Below are 17,824 nucleotides of genomic sequence, written 5' to 3'. Positions count from 1 at the left end.
GACGATGAAACAATACCTGGATTTGTGCCAGCGCATTTTGGATGAGGGTGTCACAAAAGAGGATCGGACAGGCACCGGAACGACCAGTGTTTTTGGGCATCAGATGCGTTTTGACCTGAGTGAAGGCTTTCCCATGGTCACGACGAAAAAGCTGCATATGAAATCGATCATCCACGAATTGCTCTGGTTTTTATCAGGCGATACCAATGTCCGCTACTTGCAGGAAAATGGGGTACGGATCTGGAACGAATGGGCCGATGAAAACGGAGATTTAGGCCCGGTATACGGAAGCCAATGGCGTTCCTTTACTGGACGAGACGGCAAAACAGTGGACCAGATTCAATGGGTCATTGATGAGATCAAACGCAATCCGGACTCCCGCCGCTTGATTGTTAGCGCGTGGAATCCGGCTGAATTGGACAAGATGGCATTGCCGCCTTGTCACCTGCTGTTCCAGTTTTACGTAGCGAATGGCAAGCTGTCCTGCCAGCTGTATCAACGCAGTGGCGACACGTTTTTGGGTGTGCCGTTTAATATCGCTTCCTACGCGTTGCTGACGCATATGGTGGCGCATGTCACAGGGCTTGAAGTGGGCGATTTTGTTCATACGATCGGGGACGCTCATTTGTATCTCAACCATATCGAGCAGGTCAAGCTACAGCTCACTCGCGAGCCGAAACCACTGCCAAAGCTCGTGCTCAATCCAGATGTGACTTCGATTTTTGACTTCAAATACGAAGATATAGAAATCGTTGGCTACGAATCCCACCCGCACATCAAAGGCGAGGTGGCCGTATGATCAGCCTGATTGTTGCCTATGCCCGCAACCAAGTCATCGGAAAAGATGGCGACATGCCGTGGCACCTTCCTGCCGACTTGAAAAATGTGAAGGAATTAACGACAGGAAAAACGATTGTAATGGGACGCAAAACGTTCGAATCGATCGGCAAGCCGCTGCCTAACCGCAGAAATGTCGTTCTGACACGCAGTCAGGACTTTCACCCTGAAGGTGTAGATGTCGTTCATACGAAGGAAGAGGTGCTCGCCATGGGTGATGTCATCATCTTTGGCGGCTCGGAAATTTATCGCCAGTTCCTCGATGTCGTTGATCGTCTGTACATTACAGAGATCGATTTGGAAACAGAGGGCGATACGTTTTTCCCGGCATGGGATCGCGATGCTTACACCTTGGTGGACAAGCGTGAGGGTATCGTGGATGAGAAGAACGTTCATCCGCATGCGTTTTACGTGTATGAGCGGAAAAATAGCTGATAAACAAAAATGCCTCGATGCTGAGGCATTTTTTTGTTGGATAGATAGCAGAGTTTAACTGAAGAAGACGATCTATTTCGGGGGCACGTCAATGTTACGATCTTGGATGTTTTTATTAAAATTCGGTTCTGGAAAATAGCATTGGTGAGAGTTCGTGACAAAAATGACCATAGTGGCCTTTTTATTTCGCCATAGTTTCACCATGTTCCTATACAAAAGTTTATGAGATAGTAAAAATACAGTCTTCACAACCCAAAAAGGTTAGGAAGATGAAAAGGAGTGTAGTCTGTGTATATTGATTTCAATAAATTCAATTATGAATTGTTTCCGGATGATGAAAGACTAGCATACATAAAAAGAGATAAAGAAGCTTACAGGAACATAATACAATTGTGGTTAGATTGTAATGTAAATGAAATTATTGAGAGAAAGTGGGAAATTGAAGAGATTTTATTCATTGAGGAGAATAGCGATTTCATTAAGTTATTGAAAGAAGCTGAATCTCTTTATGAGTTTGGGTTCTACACAAGTTGCATTGCTTTGATAGTAATATCTGTCGAAGATTTTACAAAGTTTCTTGCAAATAAATGTGGAAAGCCCCAATGGGTATCAAAAACACAACATGAGAGATTGAAGCTAATGTATGAATTTCAACTAATTTCGGGAGAGACTTTTGCTCTTATGGATGATATCCGTAAGACTCGTAATGACTGCTTACATTTTAATGATAATTTTAAAAATAAAGACAACGGACTTTTGAAGATAGAAGCTTTAAATGTAATGAATACCTTTAAGGATATACTAAAACTATTTCTCGGTTTTAAGGAAGACATAACTTTCGATAAGTACAACGAGGTATTACTTAAAGCGATGAGTGAATTGAATGATTCCGAAAATAAGCATGTTAAAAACTTTGATGATATGACTTTGAAACAAAGAAACGCCCTTTCACAATTGTTTGATTTGGATATTACAGTGAAGCCAGGAACAGAATTGGTGTCAAAACAAGGAGTTTATTTTGTGGATGAAATTGATTTCCCAATGAATGAAATTACTTTGATAGATGTATCAAGCCAATTTCCTGTAATTATTGATTTATCTACTAAAAATATTGAAGAGATCAAGAAAATAATGCTCGCTGAAAATGATTTTGTTTACGCTGCCATATCCTCTAATGTAAATAAGTTTGGACAAACTGCAGAATGGACGTTAACAAAGATTCGAAAAATAATGATTGATAATATTTTATAGCTGAAATATTACTTGTAATTACCGCAGGAAAATAATATATATTTATTAAAAATATTTAAATTTATCAAAGTATAAGATTCCATTATATAGAATATTAATTATAAGTTAGGAGTAAATGAATGAAAAATGAAGAAAAATCTAAAAAGGAATATTTGAGATCAATACATATTGACCAAATCGAATTGTCTACACTCCGAAAAAATTTAAAGTTGATAATACCTTTTCCGTTGTATCTAAATGATGCAATAAAATTTATAGGAAGACCACATGGGGTGAGGTCACTAGATGTATTAAGTAGAATGAATGATGCAAATACATGGGTGAAAAAATGCAATTATTTATTTGAAGGTATTAGCAAGAGTTTTTTAATAGCTGTTGATTTTATTGATCAAAACGAAAAACTATTCGTACCATTTCGTATTACTCAAGACGATCGAACAGTTTACTATTTCATTGAAAATGGTATATATCGTTTATTTTCACTTTGGGATACTCTAGCTCATCTGTATCATTTTTATTATGAACTTGATTTTGAGACAGAGAAGATACATTATTTTCAAATTTTTAACTTAGATTACAAACGAACTTTTATGGGTAAGGTACAATGTAAAATTGATGAAATTGTCACCAAACCTAATGATAATTGTGTGTATTTTATTGAACAAAAATTTATTGAGATATGTCACTATATTAGACAGAAAAATGAATATGTAAACGGACAATGGACTGGGAATCATAGATATTTGAAAAATATCCGAAATCAATTTACACATAGAGATAATCCACATGATTTTTCTTCACTTAATTATGCACAACAAGGGGTAATGATGCCAGATGCACCGTTGCTTGAATTAAAGAGAGCGATCGATGACTATCTTACCGTTTACGAATACATTTGTAATGTTTGGAAACTAATTACAAGTGAACTTGCGAAACAAGGAATATGGTTTGATACAGATATAAAGAAATATAATCCCATGCAAAAACTTTTAGATGATTTGAAGTAGCCCTAGGCAAATATTCTCCAACACCTAGTTAATCTGTTGATTGGTTTCCATGAGAGAAATTTATAGTTTACAAAGGAGTATGTGAAAACAAGCATGTTTGTACGGAATAGTTATCACAGGTTCACAAAAATATCTCATATGAACAGGTTATTAAAAGTGAATACAATGTTATTTGAAAAAGCATGAATTCTCCTGAATAGATTGGGAAGTTCGTGCTTTTATTAGATAGCACAAAACACCTCTGATGACGATAATTTAATCAGTGCTTTGTTAGAATTCATTACACGAAATCAAGCTTTATAACATGCTTGTGAACGCTCGCCAAAATGTTGACCACTTTGCTCAACATAAAGTTACCCACCTGGAAGACTGAACACACCTCATCACTTTCACACCTATTAGCAAATGTTTTTGCTGAGCCGAGGATCGTCAAGGACTTGCGTAGCAAGGGGTTTAATTTATCCTTGACGAGCATTGGTGCAGGAAATAAAATACTATTTTGTGTGAAATGAAGCATCCTAGGTGGTCAACTCGAAGATGAGCATCTGCCCCAAAATGGTCAACTTTTTGATTAGCGTTTACACATGCTCTTTATTGACACAAAAACAATCATCAACGTTAAAGAGCGAGGTATTATGAAAGTCCTTGGAGATGCTGTGTGAATCGTTTGAATATTATCACACAGTAAGGCAATTGTAGAATGGAAAGAAGTTCGGTCTAAGCAATTTCAATTAGTGCTAGTATAGACTCGAGATTTGGAAATGTTGTGGCAGATGAAAGCAGATTTCCTGCAGGTGAGTGACATATGAATGGATCTATGAATTTTAAGTGATATGGAGTACAGAGGTATCCCCTGAGGAGGGGGGGTATTGAGAATTAAATTGAAAGAATATTTAAAATTTAAGAGACGATTGGATTGAGTTAAAGGTTGGTATCAGATAATAAGAAGTTCAAGTGCCTGTTTGAAAACTAATAAATCCCGAAATAAGGGCGATTTACGATTCGAAGATCCTATAGCCGTGGAGTTTTTATGGAGTTATATAGAGGAATTAGTCCTAATTTGCAGAAGTACTTATGTGGGAAAAGTTGGTTAGTATTATAAAAAAAGTTATCAATTGTGTTGGTTGACGGAGGATAACATATGAAATCAAACGCACCGGGGCAATTATTAGGTTATTCAATACAGTTTCCACGAGCACTATATCATCTTCTTATGAGTGGTCCAAAGGATGTTGTCTGCATTGAGGTTTTGGGAGATGTTGCTACATTGAAATCAAATGGAGAATTACTAGCAGAGGAAGATAAATCATCAATAGTTAGTAATCCATTGACAAATAGATCAACAGATTTATGGAAAACATTATTTAATTGGATGGAAGCAATTAATAGTAAGGACATTGATGTAGATAGGACTAAGTTTGTTTTATATTCCAATCAGTCTGGAAAACAAGGTATTGTTCATAAGTTTAGTTCAGCACAAGATAAATCAGAAGTTCAAAGGGCCCTTGACTACACAAAGAAAACACTAGGAAATTTAAAGTCGGAACATGAAATATGGAAATATTATGACTTCGTTGTAAATAAAAATGAGTCGTTGCTATGTAAAATAATACAAAGATTTGAATTGCAAATCGGGAACGGTGCCGGATTTGATCAAGTCAGAGCTGAAATCCAACGAAAGCATGTCCCTGATGGTCAAATCGAATTTATTATGGATAGTCTTAATGGATGGATACAAAAAGTAATAATTGAAAATATAGCGGCCCGTAAAAAATCAATTATTAGTTGGGAAGATTTTGATAGGCAATTTAAAGTGCTATTTGATCGTTCAAGGTGTAGGGAGCTTATTGACTTTACTATGCATTATTCTAAAGAACATGATAAAGTTCAGAAACAAGTTGAATTACGCCCACTATACCTAAAACAACTGGAAGCAATTGAACTTTCTGAAGAGGAAATACTTGAGGCAGTTTCTGATTATCTAAGAGCAGATGTAAATCTTGAAAAATGGATCGAAAATGAAATAATCGATGAAAATATAGCCTCCGACTTTGAAGATAGACTTATGAAATTTTGGGAAAATCAAAGAAAAAGAATCAAAATTACAGAAAAGAGATTAGGAGAAACTGAGCAAGGGCAATTACTTTTGATTGACTGTAATTCAAGGTTGGAAACCATAAGGGATATGACCCCACCTCTATCAACAATACCCGGTACTTATCATGCACTTGCAGATGAGCCATTACTAGGGTGGCATCCAAATTGGGAAAAAATATTTCCTAAATAAGGAGTGAATTGAGATTGGGAAAATTAGTTGAAGAGGTTAAGCTATGGAATACTCCTATAATTGGTGCTTATCTACTTTGGAGATTCACACAAGGTTATTGTAAGGGTCATCCTCACGGGGATGCCCCTATAGGTCTTTTGCATTTTTTGGCAATCGCTATATTAACTAATAAGGATTTACTAAAACCTATTAACAAAAAAAGAGATGATTTGCAATCGTATGCCCGAAGTTTTGAAAAGTCAAAAGACACAGATGTTCTGTTATCTATTCAGCAACGTGTGAAAGAAAAAAGTGAATATACACTAGCTGCAATTGATATCGCAATCTCAATGGGGTTACTAATGTGGGATATGGAGAGCGGCAAATTGTATCCCCGTGATATAAGGATCCCAACTGGTCGAGGGAAAGCACTTAAAAGTGCAATAAAGCGTGAGGGAGAAAAGGCAGAACTACTTGGTAGTTGGTTTTCTAAACATGATTTACTTACTATTGAAGCTTATCTTAAGGTGGTATTTTAATGCTATTTCAATTTCAAAAGTTAATCATTTGGCCGAAATCTAAAGAATTTGCACCAAAAATTGTGCATTTTGAATTAGGAAAAGTAAATGTTATCACAGGAGCATCACGAACAGGAAAATCTGCCATTATTCCTATTATTGATTATTGTCTTGCAGCTAGTGATTGTTTTATTCCCATTGATGTAATTCGAGATTATGTATCATGGTACGGGGTTGTAATCCAAACAGAATCAGAGCAGATTTTAATAGCTCGGCGGGTACCAATAGGTAGTAAAGTTTCTAATGATTTTTACTTTTCCCGAGGTTCGATTGTCAGTATTCCTCCAGTAATTGACGAACCTAACGAAAAGCTTGATGGTGTTAAGAACATTTTGAATTGTATTGCATCGGTTCCATATTTCAGTTTAACAGGAAGTGAGGATGACAAAGAAAGTTATCAAGCTCGATTAGGATTTCGAGATTTGATGGCATTAGTTTTTCAAAACCAGGATATTGTGGCTAATCAAAATATACTCTTTTATAAAACACATGCACATGAGCATAGGGAGAGACTTAGAAATTGGTTTCCATTTATTTTAGGAGCTGAAGATGTTGATGTTTTATCAGCAAGACAACGTATTCAATTTGTAGAAAAAAGGCTCAATTTATTGAGAAAAGAGTATGAAAAGATTAAGAATGTGTCTGCTTCATGGATGGCTAACATGCTTGGTCATTTAAAAGTGGCGAATGAATATGGAATCCTAAGAGCAGAAGTTTCAGATGAGACGAGTTCTGACGAATTATTGGCTGTTGCAAAGCGAATATTTGATAATATCCCCGAATATTCCATGACACAACTTGAAAATATAGAGCTTGCAAACCGTGAAATTGCAGAACTTGAAATTCTCGAAGATCAAATAAGTGTACAAATTGGTCAAACAAAAAAAAGATTGAATGATGTGAAACGTTTAAAATCTGGTTTTGTACAATACGGAAACTCTCAGCGTAAACGGGCAGAAAGATTACATATATCGCAATGGCTAGAAAATGTAACATCTGAGTCTTTTGCTTGCCCTTCTTGTGGAAGTTCTGAACATCCAAAATCGACGTTGGAGATGTCTAAGGTTATTGCTGCTTTTAAAAAATATGAGGATCAATCGAGAAAGTTAGCTGAAGTGCCTACGTCATTTTCAAGGGAAGAAGAGAGAATTAAATTAGAATTACAGAAACTCATTGACGAAAAAGAAAAGTTACAGAAACGCTTTGATTTATTGGTAGCTCGTGATAAAAATGCACAAGAAGAATTTCAACGTAGGAAAAATATGTTTCTTTTTCTTGGGCATTTAAAAGCATCGATTGAAACATTTGAAAAACTTGTTGATGGAGGGGATTTGCATAAGGAAATATCAGATCTTGAAGAGGAGTATTTTGAACTACTAAAGACAGTTGATCGGGAATTTGTTCAACGAAGACTTGAAACAGCAATTAATTTAATCTCTAAAGGAATTCTTAAGCATTTACAAACACTCGATGTTGAGGATAAATATAAAAAAGTAGCTCCAAAATTTAGCATTAAAGATTTAAACATCTCTATCTTAAGTAATGATAATAATTGGCACTTTCTCGCTGAAGTCGGTAGTGCGTCTAACTGGGTATCTTTCCATATAGCATTAATGTGCTCTTTGCATGATTATTTTCAAACGCTTGAATCATCTTGTGTTCCTAGTTTTGTTATTTTTGATCAACCAAGCCAAGTCTATTTTCCAAAGCTTAAGAGAAACGATACAAGCAGTGAATATGATCCTAAATACGATGATGAGGATGTAATTGCGGTGAAAAGTATATTTAAAACATTAGCGAATGCTATTGTTGAGAGCGAAGGAGCTTGGCAGTGTATCATACTTGATCATGCTGACAGCGAAATATATGGAGATATTGAAGGCGTTCATGAGGTAGTTGAATGGAGAAATGGAAATAAATTAATTCCGGAAGAATGGTATTCTTCAGATTGATTAGATGCGCAGTTTAAAGAATCAGGTGATTAAATGAAATGGATGCATAGAGTAAGGCATAACATCTTTTCTGTAAGTGTAGAGCGAAATGATCTTCGTAAAGCTTTAGATGAGTGGATTTATGAAGGCAATATGTACGACATAGAAATAGCTGAAGAAGTTTGTGAATTATGTGACCATTCTAATATTAGATATCAGTTTGAAATAATCAACATTCATAACAAAAATAAGTTACTTATTGGCTCAGAGTGTATTAACAAATTTAAAATAAGCGTTATCGATAAAACTGGAAACAAATTATCAAACGAAGAAGCTAAGAAAAAAGTTAACCAGGATAGAAATAAACTGGTGACAGACGCTAAAATTAGGGGGGTGATAAACTCACTAGTACAGTTATCAAAAGTTGACGAAAACTTTGAAATAGATAGTTTCATAAAATATTTTAAAGAAAATGGTGCTTTCACACCAAAACAACTATTTACTCTTATCTGGAGACTAGGTAAATATAAGGTCGAGTTTAAGAAAAGCAATTTTAAACTATCCTTGAAAAGAAGTAATAATAAACAACAATTATTTGAAATGGAGGATTGGAAAGTAAAAACGATTTGGGAGTGTTTATCTAGTTCACAAAAAGAAATTTATAATAGTAAAAAGCGGGTATACTAAGCATTTTCTATTCTAACTATCCGCAGGAAGTCTACTATTAAGGTAATTGTTCTTCGTAGGGAAATGATATTCTTATTGATTGAAGATGTTTAAGGGGATAAATGAGAGAGTGTCTAAAAAACTCGTACCGAAAGGTATGAGTTTTTCGTTTGCCAAGCGGTAGGGATAAACTGAATCATAAAAAAGTAATTATTTGAATAAAAAGGAGGTTTCCCAATACTCACACTCAGTAAACCCAATAGATTCTCCAATGAAGTTACTGTATTTACTTCAAAACCTATATCCAGTGAACTAGTAGATTCCTTGAGGAAGAATATTCAAAACATATATGTTTAATAGTTACACTTTGCATATAGGTATTGAGTCCATGAATACTCGACATATGTATGGAACCAAACGCATATATAACGATAGAAAATAGCAGGGACAAACCCAAGGAGGTGATCGGGTGAAGGTAGACTTTCACGTCCATTTGGAGGAAGGGCCGTATTCGCTGGACTGGTTGCTCAAGCAAGCGGAATCATTGCGCCCCCTCGTGGAGCATGCCGAAGTGATGGGGAGCCGAAAATGGGCAAGTATGCTGACCAATGGGTTGGCAGAACGCCTACAACAAGGCCCGTATTCACGAGATTGGCTTGAATTGTATCGATTACGTGCCAAACAGGCTGGGATTCAACAAGTTTGCGTGGTCGAGCACTTATATCGTTTTCATGAGTATCGGTCGTACTACGAACAGCATGTGCACATCGGCTCTGATCGTTTGGGAACAGCGCAACGCAAATGGCTAAGCCAGGTCGCAAACGATTCACTGGACAGCTTTGTTGTTTTCCTGCAAAAAGAGCGGCTTCGCTGGGCGGAGGATGGAATTGAGCTGCGTGTCGGGATTGAATTGGATTATTTTTCGGGTGGAGAAGAGACACTGCGGCCTATCATCAATCAATATCCGTGGGATGTGTGCATAGGGGCCGTGCATTTTCTGGAAGGCTGGGGCTATTCGATCCAGGGTGCACAAGAACGCTTTGGAAGACAGGAGCTAATCGGATTGTACAGCCTTTATTTTGATAAGCTGGAGCAGGCGATCGAATCGCAATTATTCGATGTTATCGCCCATATCGATGGCATCAAAGCGTTTGGTATGCGACCGGATGAAACTGCCCTATTGCCATATTATCAGCGTGTGGCCCGGGCTCTTGGACGGATGGGGATTGCGACGGAAATCAATACAGGCTACGGTTTGGCGAGTCAGCTCCGTGAATTTTCGCCCAGCTATCGTTTTCTGGAAATTTTGTTCCAGAATGAGGTGCCCATCACCTTGGCGTCTAACGCTACTGCGCCTGATCAAGTCGGTCAGCATTTGGACGAGGCTCGAGCGCAGTTGAAACGGGTAGGCTATACGAGCTTTGCGGTTTTTGAAAAGCGAAAACGTAGCATGCTCGCTCTGGATTAGTCAAGCTCCCCATTTGACCCATGATTCTGCTATGATGGGACAAGAATGATGAATCCAGGGGGAGGAGTAAGAACCATGGCCTTGCAGGAACAATTAAAAGAGCTGCTAAAAGAGATGGAACCACAAATCATTAGCTGGAGGCGTCATCTGCACCAGCATCCCGAGCTTTCCTTTCAAGAGGAGAAGACTCCAGCCCTTATTGCCGAAATATTGAGAGGACTTCACTTCGATGAGGTTCGCACAGGAGTTGGCGGTAGAGGAGTCATCGGCGTTTTGCGCGGTGGGCGCCCGGGTAAGGTCGTCGCGTTGCGAGCGGATTTTGACGCGCTGCCGATTCAAGATCAAAAAGATGTACCGTATAAATCGACTGTACCTGGCGTCATGCATGCGTGTGGGCATGATGCGCACACTTCCCAGCTACTAGGACTCGCTTCTGTTTTGGCAGCACATCGTGAGCAGTTTGCCGGTGAAATTCGCTTTGTTTTTCAGCATGCGGAGGAGGAAAATCCGGGCGGAGCTATCCAAATGGTTCAGGATGGTGCTGTAGATGGCGTCGATGCGATTTTTGGTGTTCATCTCTGGTCGATGTTCCCTGTAGGAAAGGTATTCATTAGTGCGGGTCCACTCATGGCGAATACGGACGACTTTTCCATCGAGATCAAAGGAAAAGGGGGACACGGTGCTGTTCCGGAAGAAACTGTCGACTCTATTGTGATCGGTTCACAAATCGTCGGTCATCTGCAAACGATTGCCAGCCGCAACGTTAGCCCGTTAGAAAGTGTGGTCGTGACCGTGGGGACGTTCCACGGCGGAGACAGTACGAACATCATCGCAGATAGCTGTCGTTTGACTGGGACTGTCCGCTCCTTTTTGCCAGACGTCCGCGATCGTGCGGAGCAGCGCCTGACAGAAATTGCGGAGGGGACGGCTGCCATGATGGGAGGAAGCGCTACAGTTGTCTACGAGCGAGGATATCCAGCCGTCATTAACCATGAAAAGGAAACAGCGATCGCACGGGAAGCAGCCATTGCAGCGTTTGGAGCTGGCCGTGTGGAGTCGATGAAGCCGTTGATGGGGGGCGAGGACTTTTCGTACTATTTGGAAAAGGTGCCCGGCGCTTACTTGTTCGTAGGGGCAGGCAATCCGGAAAAACTGGCAACATATCCCCACCACCATCCCCGCTTCGATATCGACGAGGATGCCATGCTCATCGCAGGCGAGCTCTTGGGACGAACAGCGCTGCACTATTTGGAAACATAGCAACGATAAGAAAATGCATGAAAGATGCGCTTTTGCCTACATAGGACAAAGGCGCTTTTTTTTGCTTTCAACCATAAGCTATACGAGGCTAGCTAGAAAATCGAATAAGGGAGGGAGGGGCCTTTCGGTGAGAAAACGGATAGGCGTACTGACCTACCGAGGAGAATCAGGCTTTGTCGAGCCCGGCTATTTGCGAAGGCTGGTTGAGGCAGGAAGAGAAATGGGGGCAGAGGTTTTTTTGTTTAGCCCACAAGATGTCCGTTTTGCAGAAAAGCGGATCAACGGTTTTGTACCAGATGGCAAGAAGTGGAGACGAGAGACTTTTCCCTGGCCCGATATCGTCATCGACCGTTATCGCTACTATCCATTGCCCAAGCATCGTGCCTATTTGCCATTTCGCAAGCAAAACTGGTTCCGTTATGCGAATAACCGCTTCTCGAACAAATATGTCGTTCATCAGATTTTGATACAAGATCCACAGCTACAGCGCTGGCTACCCGAAACACTCCCCTACGACAGAAAAACGCTTGCCACGATGCTTGCCGATCATCGTCTGGTTTATCTCAAGCCGACAAACGGCACAGGTGGCAGAAGCATACTGCGTGTGGAGAAACGCTCAGGTCGTTACCTTTTGCATGGCAGGACCAAGCAGCAAGCCAAAAGCTGTGAAAAACTGGCGACGCTCACAGAGGTGTGCGAGCGGCTGGAGCATTGGATGAAGAATGAGAAGAGCGGAAACGAGCAGTTTTTTCTTCAACAGGGGCTACAATTGTCACTGGTTCCCAAGCGAACAGTAGATGCTCGCATGCTTGTGCAAAAGGACGGGAAGGGTCAGTGGTGTTTGACCGGGATGGGCATTCGGGTTGGGCCGATCCAATCATCCACCTCGAATTTGCATGGAGGAGGAACAGCTTTGCCTGCTGTTTCGTTCTTGGTCACACGATTTGGTCAGGAAATGGCAGAGCGGATTGTGCAGGAATGCAAGGAGCTCGCGATTAAGACGGTTACACGCATTGAAGAGCATTTCGGCCTGATGATGGAGTTTGGCTTTGATCTGGGGATTGATGTTCATGGCAGGGTTTGGATTATCGAAATCAATCCGAAGCCAGGGAGAGAAATCTTCAAGCAGATGCGTCAGCACAAGCGATATGCGACGGCGGTTCGACGGCCGTTGGAGTATGCGTTGTATCTTGTTAATAAGGGCAATCTGACCGATTAAGGGATCTTCCATTGAGGAAGGTCTCTTTTTTGAGGATGTTCATTTTAATTCAATCTGCTGTCACTTTCCTAGTTTGACTCTTTTACACAGCTAGTTGATAATGTAGAAAAATAGGGAAAATAAGGGAAAAATGCGGTTGTTACTGGTAAAGCATATTTCATGGTTGTAAAGGAGCGATATTAGTGAAATTCTACGCTCACTCTAGAGATGATCAACAATTTCAATTGTTGAAGGTCCATCTTGAAGGTGTTGCTGAACAAAGTATGCATGCGGCCGAAGTTTTTGGAGCAGGGTATTTGGGCTATCTAGTCGGAATATTGCATGACATTGGCAAATATTCATCCGAGTTTCAAAAACGTATTCGTGGTGCCAATATTCGGGTCGATCATTCAACAGCAGGAGCGAAATGGATTGTACAGAGTGAAGTGATACGCAAATATTTGGGGGAGACTCAGTTTGATCATAGGATGGCTAGGTTACTTGCACATATTATAGCTGGCCATCATGGTGGATTACAAAACTACGGGACAATGGATGAAGCAGGAACCTTAAAGTACCGTTTGGGAATAGAGAATATTCCGGACTGGTCTTACTCATGGAGGGAAATAGAAATTAATGAGCGGGATTGGTCTAATGAAAAAGCTAATCTTGTTTCCGGGTGGAGTAAAGAGGATTTGGCTTGGAATTATAGTTTTTTAGGAAGAATGCTTTATTCTTGTTTAGTTGACGCCGATTCGATTGACACCAGAGATTACTGTAATCGGGAAGACCGTGAATTGCTTAATATGAGACAAGCGATTTCTATGACCGAGATGAACGGAAGATTTAAAAAATATATGTCCGAAAAGCTTCAAAATATCCAGAATACAAGAATCAACCAAATGAGACAGCAAATATTAGCTACATGTGCGCGTCAGGCAGAAACTGCCCCAAGATTGTTTTCACTAACGGTCCCAACAGGAGGCGGTAAAACGCTATCATCACTTGCCTTTGCTCTGCGGCATGCGGTTACATACGACAAGCGTAGAATCATATACGTCATCCCCTTTACAAGTATCATTGAACAAAACGCAGAGCAATTTCGAACAGCTCTTGGCAAGGATTCTGTGTTGGAGCATCATAGCAACTTTAACCAGGAAGAATATGAAGAAAACTATGGAAGAGATGAAGTGCAGCGATTGAAAATTAGTTCGGAAAATTGGGACGCACCTGTCGTTGTAACCACTTCTGTACAATTTTTTGAATCACTGTTTTCCAATAAACGCAGTAAGTTGCGAAAACTTCACAATATCGCGGACTCTGTGATTATCATTGATGAAGCTCAGAGTCTCCCACGGGGTTACATGAGGCCTTGCATGAAGGCATTACAAGAATTGATTGCGGCGTATGGATGTTCTGTAGTTCTCTGTACAGCCACTCAGCCTTCTTGGTCTGGGTTAGGAATACAAGCAACAGAAATAATGGACACGCCAACACCTGCTGAGTTAGTGGAAGTATTTAAACGCGTTGAGGTTGAAGTAAGAGGTAGCGATAATCAGGTGACTGCTGATGACAAAATTGTAGAGTGGATGTTGGAAGCTGAGCAAGCTCTTTGCATAGTGAATACGCGCAAACATGCCAAGGTATTGTTTGAACAACTATCGGAACGCAATGTAGAAGGACTCTATCATTTGAGCGGGAGACTTTGTGCAAGACATCGTTCCACAATCATTGCAGAAGTCTCTGAACGCTTGAAAAATCAGGAGCCTTGTCGATTAGTATCCACACAGTTGATAGAGGCAGGAGTCGATCTTGATTTTCCTAAAGTACTACGTGCCTATGCTGGATTGGATTCCATTGCGCAGGCGGCTGGTCGCTGTAATCGAGAAGGTCGTCGTGAGTCTGGAAGAGTAATCGTATTTTATCCTGAAAAACACGGCATGCCCTCAAGAGGATGGCTGAAAGAAACGGTGATAGAAGCACAGAATACGATCAAATTCCATAAGGGATCACCGCTGTCTTTATCCAGTATCCGGAATTATTTTGAACGAATTCACGGAATATGTGACGGTAGAGTGGAACAGGTAACGGATTCGAAACGAATTATGCAGTTGCTGAGAAGTAAGAATACCAATTTGGAAATTCCATTCGGGGACATTGCTGAAGATTTTACGTTCATTGACGGACAAATGAAAGCAATAGTCGTTCCTTATGATTCCCATGCTCTGCAATTGATTGAGCAGTTAAGGACTAGTCCCTATCCGTTGCAGGTGATGCGTCAATTACAGTCTTATACCGTTCAAATTTATCAACATGAATATAGAGAGTTCCTAAACAAGCAATTGCTTATGAACGTGGAAGGTGTTTTGGTTCTGTTAGAAAATGGGTATTACCATCCCCAGACGGGACTGTTGGCAGCCACTGATGAACCAGAAATGGACGTCTTGCTATTTTAGTTAGGAGTGGATTCAATGGGCTATGGCATAAGATTACGGGTTTGGGGAGAGTACGCATGCTTTACGCGTCCGGAGATGAAGGTGGAGCGTGTAAGTTATGACGTGATAACTCCCTCTGCTGCTCGTGGAATTGTGGAAGCGATTCACTGGAAGCCGGCGATTCGTTGGGTAATTGATCGCATTCATGTGGTTAATCCAATCTGTTTTGAAAATATTCGCAGGAATGAAGTAGAGTCGAAAGCTTCTGTAAAAAAAGCGTCCATCTATGTAACAGAAGAGCGTCAACAGCGTGCTTCCATGGTATTGAAGAATGTGGAGTATATTATCGAAGCTCACTTTGAAATGACGGAGCAAAGAGGTGCAGAAGATACACCAGAAAAGCATTATAACGTTTTCTTGCGAAGGGCGAGACAAGGACAATGTTTCCACCGTCCCTATTTAGGATGCAGGGAATTTCAGGCACATTTTGAATTATTGGAAGGCGGTCTGGTTTCATACGAAAATGTACATCCAGGTGTGAAGGATTTGGGGTATATACTGCTCGACCAAGTCTTTCACGTAAATGCAAAAGGAGAGACGAAAGAAGTAGTTCCGCATTTCTTCCGTGCACGTATGGTAGACAGTGTCATTGAGATACCAAAATTGGAAGAGAGGTGAGTCGATGATCTTACAGGCGTTGCATCGATATTATCAATTGCTGCTGGAAAGAGAAGGAGACAGTATGCCGCGGGATGAGTATACGTCTGCGACTGTATCATTCGAGATTCAGTTGGACGAGCGGGGGCATGTTGTTTCGATCATTCCATATGTAAATGAAAAAGGGAAGGTAGACAAACAGACATACAACGTACCGAAACAGGACAAAAGAGCTGGCTCTGGAGTAAATCCCTACTTTTTATGTGAAAAGGCTGAGTATTTGTTTGGCTCTGCTATATCTTTACGGGAAGTGTGTCGGGATGGCCTGAAGCAATTATGGAGTGACGTATTGGCGAATACTGGGACAGAATCAGATGAGGCTCTAGCGTTGCATGCTTTTTTGGAACTCTCTACCGAACAACTAGTGGAGCAACTTCAGCTAATATCTGACCCGGAATTACAAGATTCTTTGAAGACAGGCGGCTTGTGTGTGTTGAAGTTTGCTCCAACGGGGAAATTCTTTCACGATGATCCAATGATTCAACAAGCGTGGGAAAACTATTACACAGGTTTACGAGTAAATGACGATAGTGCAAAAATTCAGATGTGTTTACTGACTGGAGAACAAATTTCTACAGACCAAATTGCTCGCCTTCACCCAAGCATAAAAAATGTTACAGGTGCTCAATCGTCTGGTGCAGCCATTGTTTCATTCAATATTCCGTCATTTTGCTCCTTTGGACGAGAACAATCATATAACGCCCCTACCTCTCAAAAGGCAGCAGACGCATACGGATATGTGCTCAATCGATTTTTGGCAGACCCAAACCATAAAGTCCGGATCAATGATACGACAGTTGTCTTTTGGACGGAATCAGCAAAAATGAATGAGCAGGATTTGCTTTCCAGTTTATTTCAGGAATTCAAAGAGGAAGCTTACCATTCACAAGCAGATGAAGAAAGTATCAGAGAAAGGGTAAAAAGTGCAGTTGTTCGAATACGACAAGGTCAACAATTTCGAGATACATTTCATGATCTAGATATAAACACGACATTTTATGTGTTAGGGCTTTCTCCAAATGCGGCCAGATTATCGGTTCGTTTTTGGTACACAGGATCTCTTGGGGAAATTGGTGAAAGGATGTGGCGGCATTATCATGATTTGTCCATTGATGGATTAGATCGTAGCCCAACTATCAAAGAACTTCTAAGAGAAATTGCTGTCGGTCACGAGTGGGGTAATATTCCTCCAAACATGGAAGGCCAAATGTTTCGAGCGATTATCCTTGGTCAACCTTATTCACGATCAATATTTGCTCAATTAATGAATCGTATTCGTTCCGAATCCGATGATCCCAAAAAAGGATTATACAAAATTGGTACTGTTCGCGCAGCCATGATCAAGGCTTACTTAATTCGCTATTATCGCGCTCGTAAAATTAATAGGGAAGGGGAACTGACAATGACTCTGAATCCACAATCAACGAGTGTTCCATATCATTTGGGCAGGTTATTCGCATGTCTGGAGAAAACACAGGTGAGTGCTTTAGGGCAAGGGATCAATGCTACCATCCGTGATCGATATTGGGGAGCAGCAACAGCTACCCCGGCAAACGTTTTTCCGCGATTACTTAAATTGTCTCAGCACCATATAACCAAAGACGAAAAATGGGGGAGAAATAATGACCAGCGCATTGCAGAAGTAATGAACGCTTTACCTGAACAATTTCCGAAGCGATTGACACTCGAGGAACAAGGAATGTTTGCGCTTGGTTATTATCATCAACGTCAAGAAATGTACACCCCAAAAGCAGACCAATAATCCAAAATATAAA

The 17,824-nt window shown here is 40.3% G+C and carries 14 protein-coding genes; all 14 read left to right on the top strand.

The genetic code is table 11. The annotated features are described in order from the left end of the window. Nucleotides 1–4: 4 nt before the first annotated feature. The 14 genes from HP570_RS21490 to cas8c all read left to right on the top strand — a co-directional run bounded on the left by HP570_RS21490 (nucleotide 5) and on the right by cas8c (nucleotide 17,811). Nucleotides 5–799 (top strand): thymidylate synthase, encoded by a 795-nt coding sequence (locus HP570_RS21490; RefSeq protein ID WP_087346046.1) that lies wholly within the window; start codon nucleotides 5–7, stop codon nucleotides 797–799. After that, nucleotides 796–1,272: a dihydrofolate reductase gene (locus HP570_RS21485; protein WP_015892627.1), complete on the top strand. Its 477-nt coding sequence runs from the start codon at nucleotides 796–798 to the stop codon at nucleotides 1,270–1,272. Before HP570_RS21490 ends, HP570_RS21485 begins: the two co-directional genes overlap by 4 nt. A 288-nt stretch (nucleotides 1,273–1,560) precedes the next feature. After that, nucleotides 1,561–2,523, top strand: coding sequence for a hypothetical protein (locus HP570_RS21480; RefSeq protein WP_173627079.1), 963 nt, complete (start codon nucleotides 1,561–1,563; stop codon nucleotides 2,521–2,523). Nucleotides 2,524–2,642: 119 nt separating this feature from the next. Beyond that, nucleotides 2,643–3,530: a Cthe_2314 family HEPN domain-containing protein gene (locus tag HP570_RS21475; protein WP_173627078.1), complete on the top strand. Its 888-nt coding sequence runs from the start codon at nucleotides 2,643–2,645 to the stop codon at nucleotides 3,528–3,530. Between the two features lie 1,141 nt (nucleotides 3,531–4,671). Then, a complete protein-coding gene (locus tag HP570_RS21470; protein ID WP_173627077.1) occupies nucleotides 4,672–5,817 on the top strand; it encodes an ABC-three component system protein in 1,146 nt (381 codons plus the stop codon). A gap of 14 nt (nucleotides 5,818–5,831) precedes the next feature. Continuing rightward, a complete protein-coding gene (locus HP570_RS21465; protein WP_173627076.1) occupies nucleotides 5,832–6,335 on the top strand; it encodes a three component ABC system middle component in 504 nt (167 codons plus the stop codon). Continuing rightward, complete coding sequence (locus tag HP570_RS21460; protein ID WP_173627075.1) at nucleotides 6,335–8,326, top strand: DUF3732 domain-containing protein; 1,992 nt, start codon at nucleotides 6,335–6,337, stop codon at nucleotides 8,324–8,326. Before HP570_RS21465 ends, HP570_RS21460 begins: the two co-directional genes overlap by 1 nt. Nucleotides 8,327–8,359: 33 nt before the next feature. After that, nucleotides 8,360–8,992, top strand: a complete 633-nt coding sequence (locus tag HP570_RS21455; protein ID WP_173627074.1) for a hypothetical protein — start codon at nucleotides 8,360–8,362, stop codon at nucleotides 8,990–8,992. A 448-nt stretch (nucleotides 8,993–9,440) separates the two neighbouring features. Then, nucleotides 9,441–10,439 carry a histidinol phosphate phosphatase domain-containing protein gene (locus HP570_RS21450; RefSeq protein WP_173627073.1) on the top strand — a complete coding sequence of 333 codons (999 nt, stop codon included), beginning with the start codon at nucleotides 9,441–9,443 and terminating at the stop codon, nucleotides 10,437–10,439. 75 nt (nucleotides 10,440–10,514) lie between these two features. After that, nucleotides 10,515–11,699 (top strand): M20 metallopeptidase family protein, encoded by a 1,185-nt coding sequence (locus HP570_RS21445; protein WP_173627072.1) that lies wholly within the window; start codon nucleotides 10,515–10,517, stop codon nucleotides 11,697–11,699. 127 nt (nucleotides 11,700–11,826) lie between these two features. Then, nucleotides 11,827–12,918 (top strand): YheC/YheD family endospore coat-associated protein, encoded by a 1,092-nt coding sequence (locus HP570_RS21440; protein WP_173627071.1) that lies wholly within the window; start codon nucleotides 11,827–11,829, stop codon nucleotides 12,916–12,918. A 182-nt stretch (nucleotides 12,919–13,100) separates the two neighbouring features. Further along, on the top strand, nucleotides 13,101–15,353 hold the full coding sequence (gene cas3, locus HP570_RS21435) for a CRISPR-associated helicase Cas3' (protein WP_173627070.1): 2,253 nt from the start codon (nucleotides 13,101–13,103) through the stop codon (nucleotides 15,351–15,353). A 15-nt stretch (nucleotides 15,354–15,368) separates the two neighbouring features. Further along, a complete protein-coding gene (gene cas5c, locus HP570_RS21430; protein WP_173627069.1) occupies nucleotides 15,369–16,010 on the top strand; it encodes a type I-C CRISPR-associated protein Cas5c in 642 nt (213 codons plus the stop codon). Between the two features lie 4 nt (nucleotides 16,011–16,014). Next, nucleotides 16,015–17,811, top strand: a complete 1,797-nt coding sequence (cas8c, locus tag HP570_RS21425) for a type I-C CRISPR-associated protein Cas8c/Csd1 (protein WP_256436271.1) — start codon at nucleotides 16,015–16,017, stop codon at nucleotides 17,809–17,811. Nucleotides 17,812–17,824: the final 13 nt, after the last annotated feature.

This window comes from Brevibacillus sp. RS1.1 (assembly GCF_013284365.1).
Taxonomy (GTDB): Bacteria; Bacillota; Bacilli; order Brevibacillales; family Brevibacillaceae; genus Brevibacillus; species Brevibacillus brevis_D.
Note: the sequence above shows the minus strand (reverse complement) of the source record. Positions and strands in the feature narration are given on the sequence as shown.

What these genes read in the sequence shown, in the direction of transcription:
- cas5c (WP_173627069.1), top strand. Translation starts at nt 15,369, where the DNA reads ATGGGCTATGGCATAAGATTACGGGTTTGGGGAGAGTACGCATGCTTT.
- HP570_RS21470 (WP_173627077.1), top strand. Translation starts at nt 4,672, where the DNA reads ATGAAATCAAACGCACCGGGGCAATTATTAGGTTATTCAATACAGTTT.
- HP570_RS21460 (WP_173627075.1), top strand. Translation starts at nt 6,335, where the DNA reads ATGCTATTTCAATTTCAAAAGTTAATCATTTGGCCGAAATCTAAAGAA.
- HP570_RS21490 (WP_087346046.1), top strand. Translation starts at nt 5, where the DNA reads ATGAAACAATACCTGGATTTGTGCCAGCGCATTTTGGATGAGGGTGTC.
- cas8c (WP_256436271.1), top strand. Translation starts at nt 16,015, where the DNA reads ATGATCTTACAGGCGTTGCATCGATATTATCAATTGCTGCTGGAAAGA.
- HP570_RS21475 (WP_173627078.1), top strand. Translation starts at nt 2,643, where the DNA reads ATGAAAAATGAAGAAAAATCTAAAAAGGAATATTTGAGATCAATACAT.
- HP570_RS21445 (WP_173627072.1), top strand. Translation starts at nt 10,515, where the DNA reads ATGGCCTTGCAGGAACAATTAAAAGAGCTGCTAAAAGAGATGGAACCA.
- HP570_RS21455 (WP_173627074.1), top strand. Translation starts at nt 8,360, where the DNA reads ATGAAATGGATGCATAGAGTAAGGCATAACATCTTTTCTGTAAGTGTA.
- HP570_RS21485 (WP_015892627.1), top strand. Translation starts at nt 796, where the DNA reads ATGATCAGCCTGATTGTTGCCTATGCCCGCAACCAAGTCATCGGAAAA.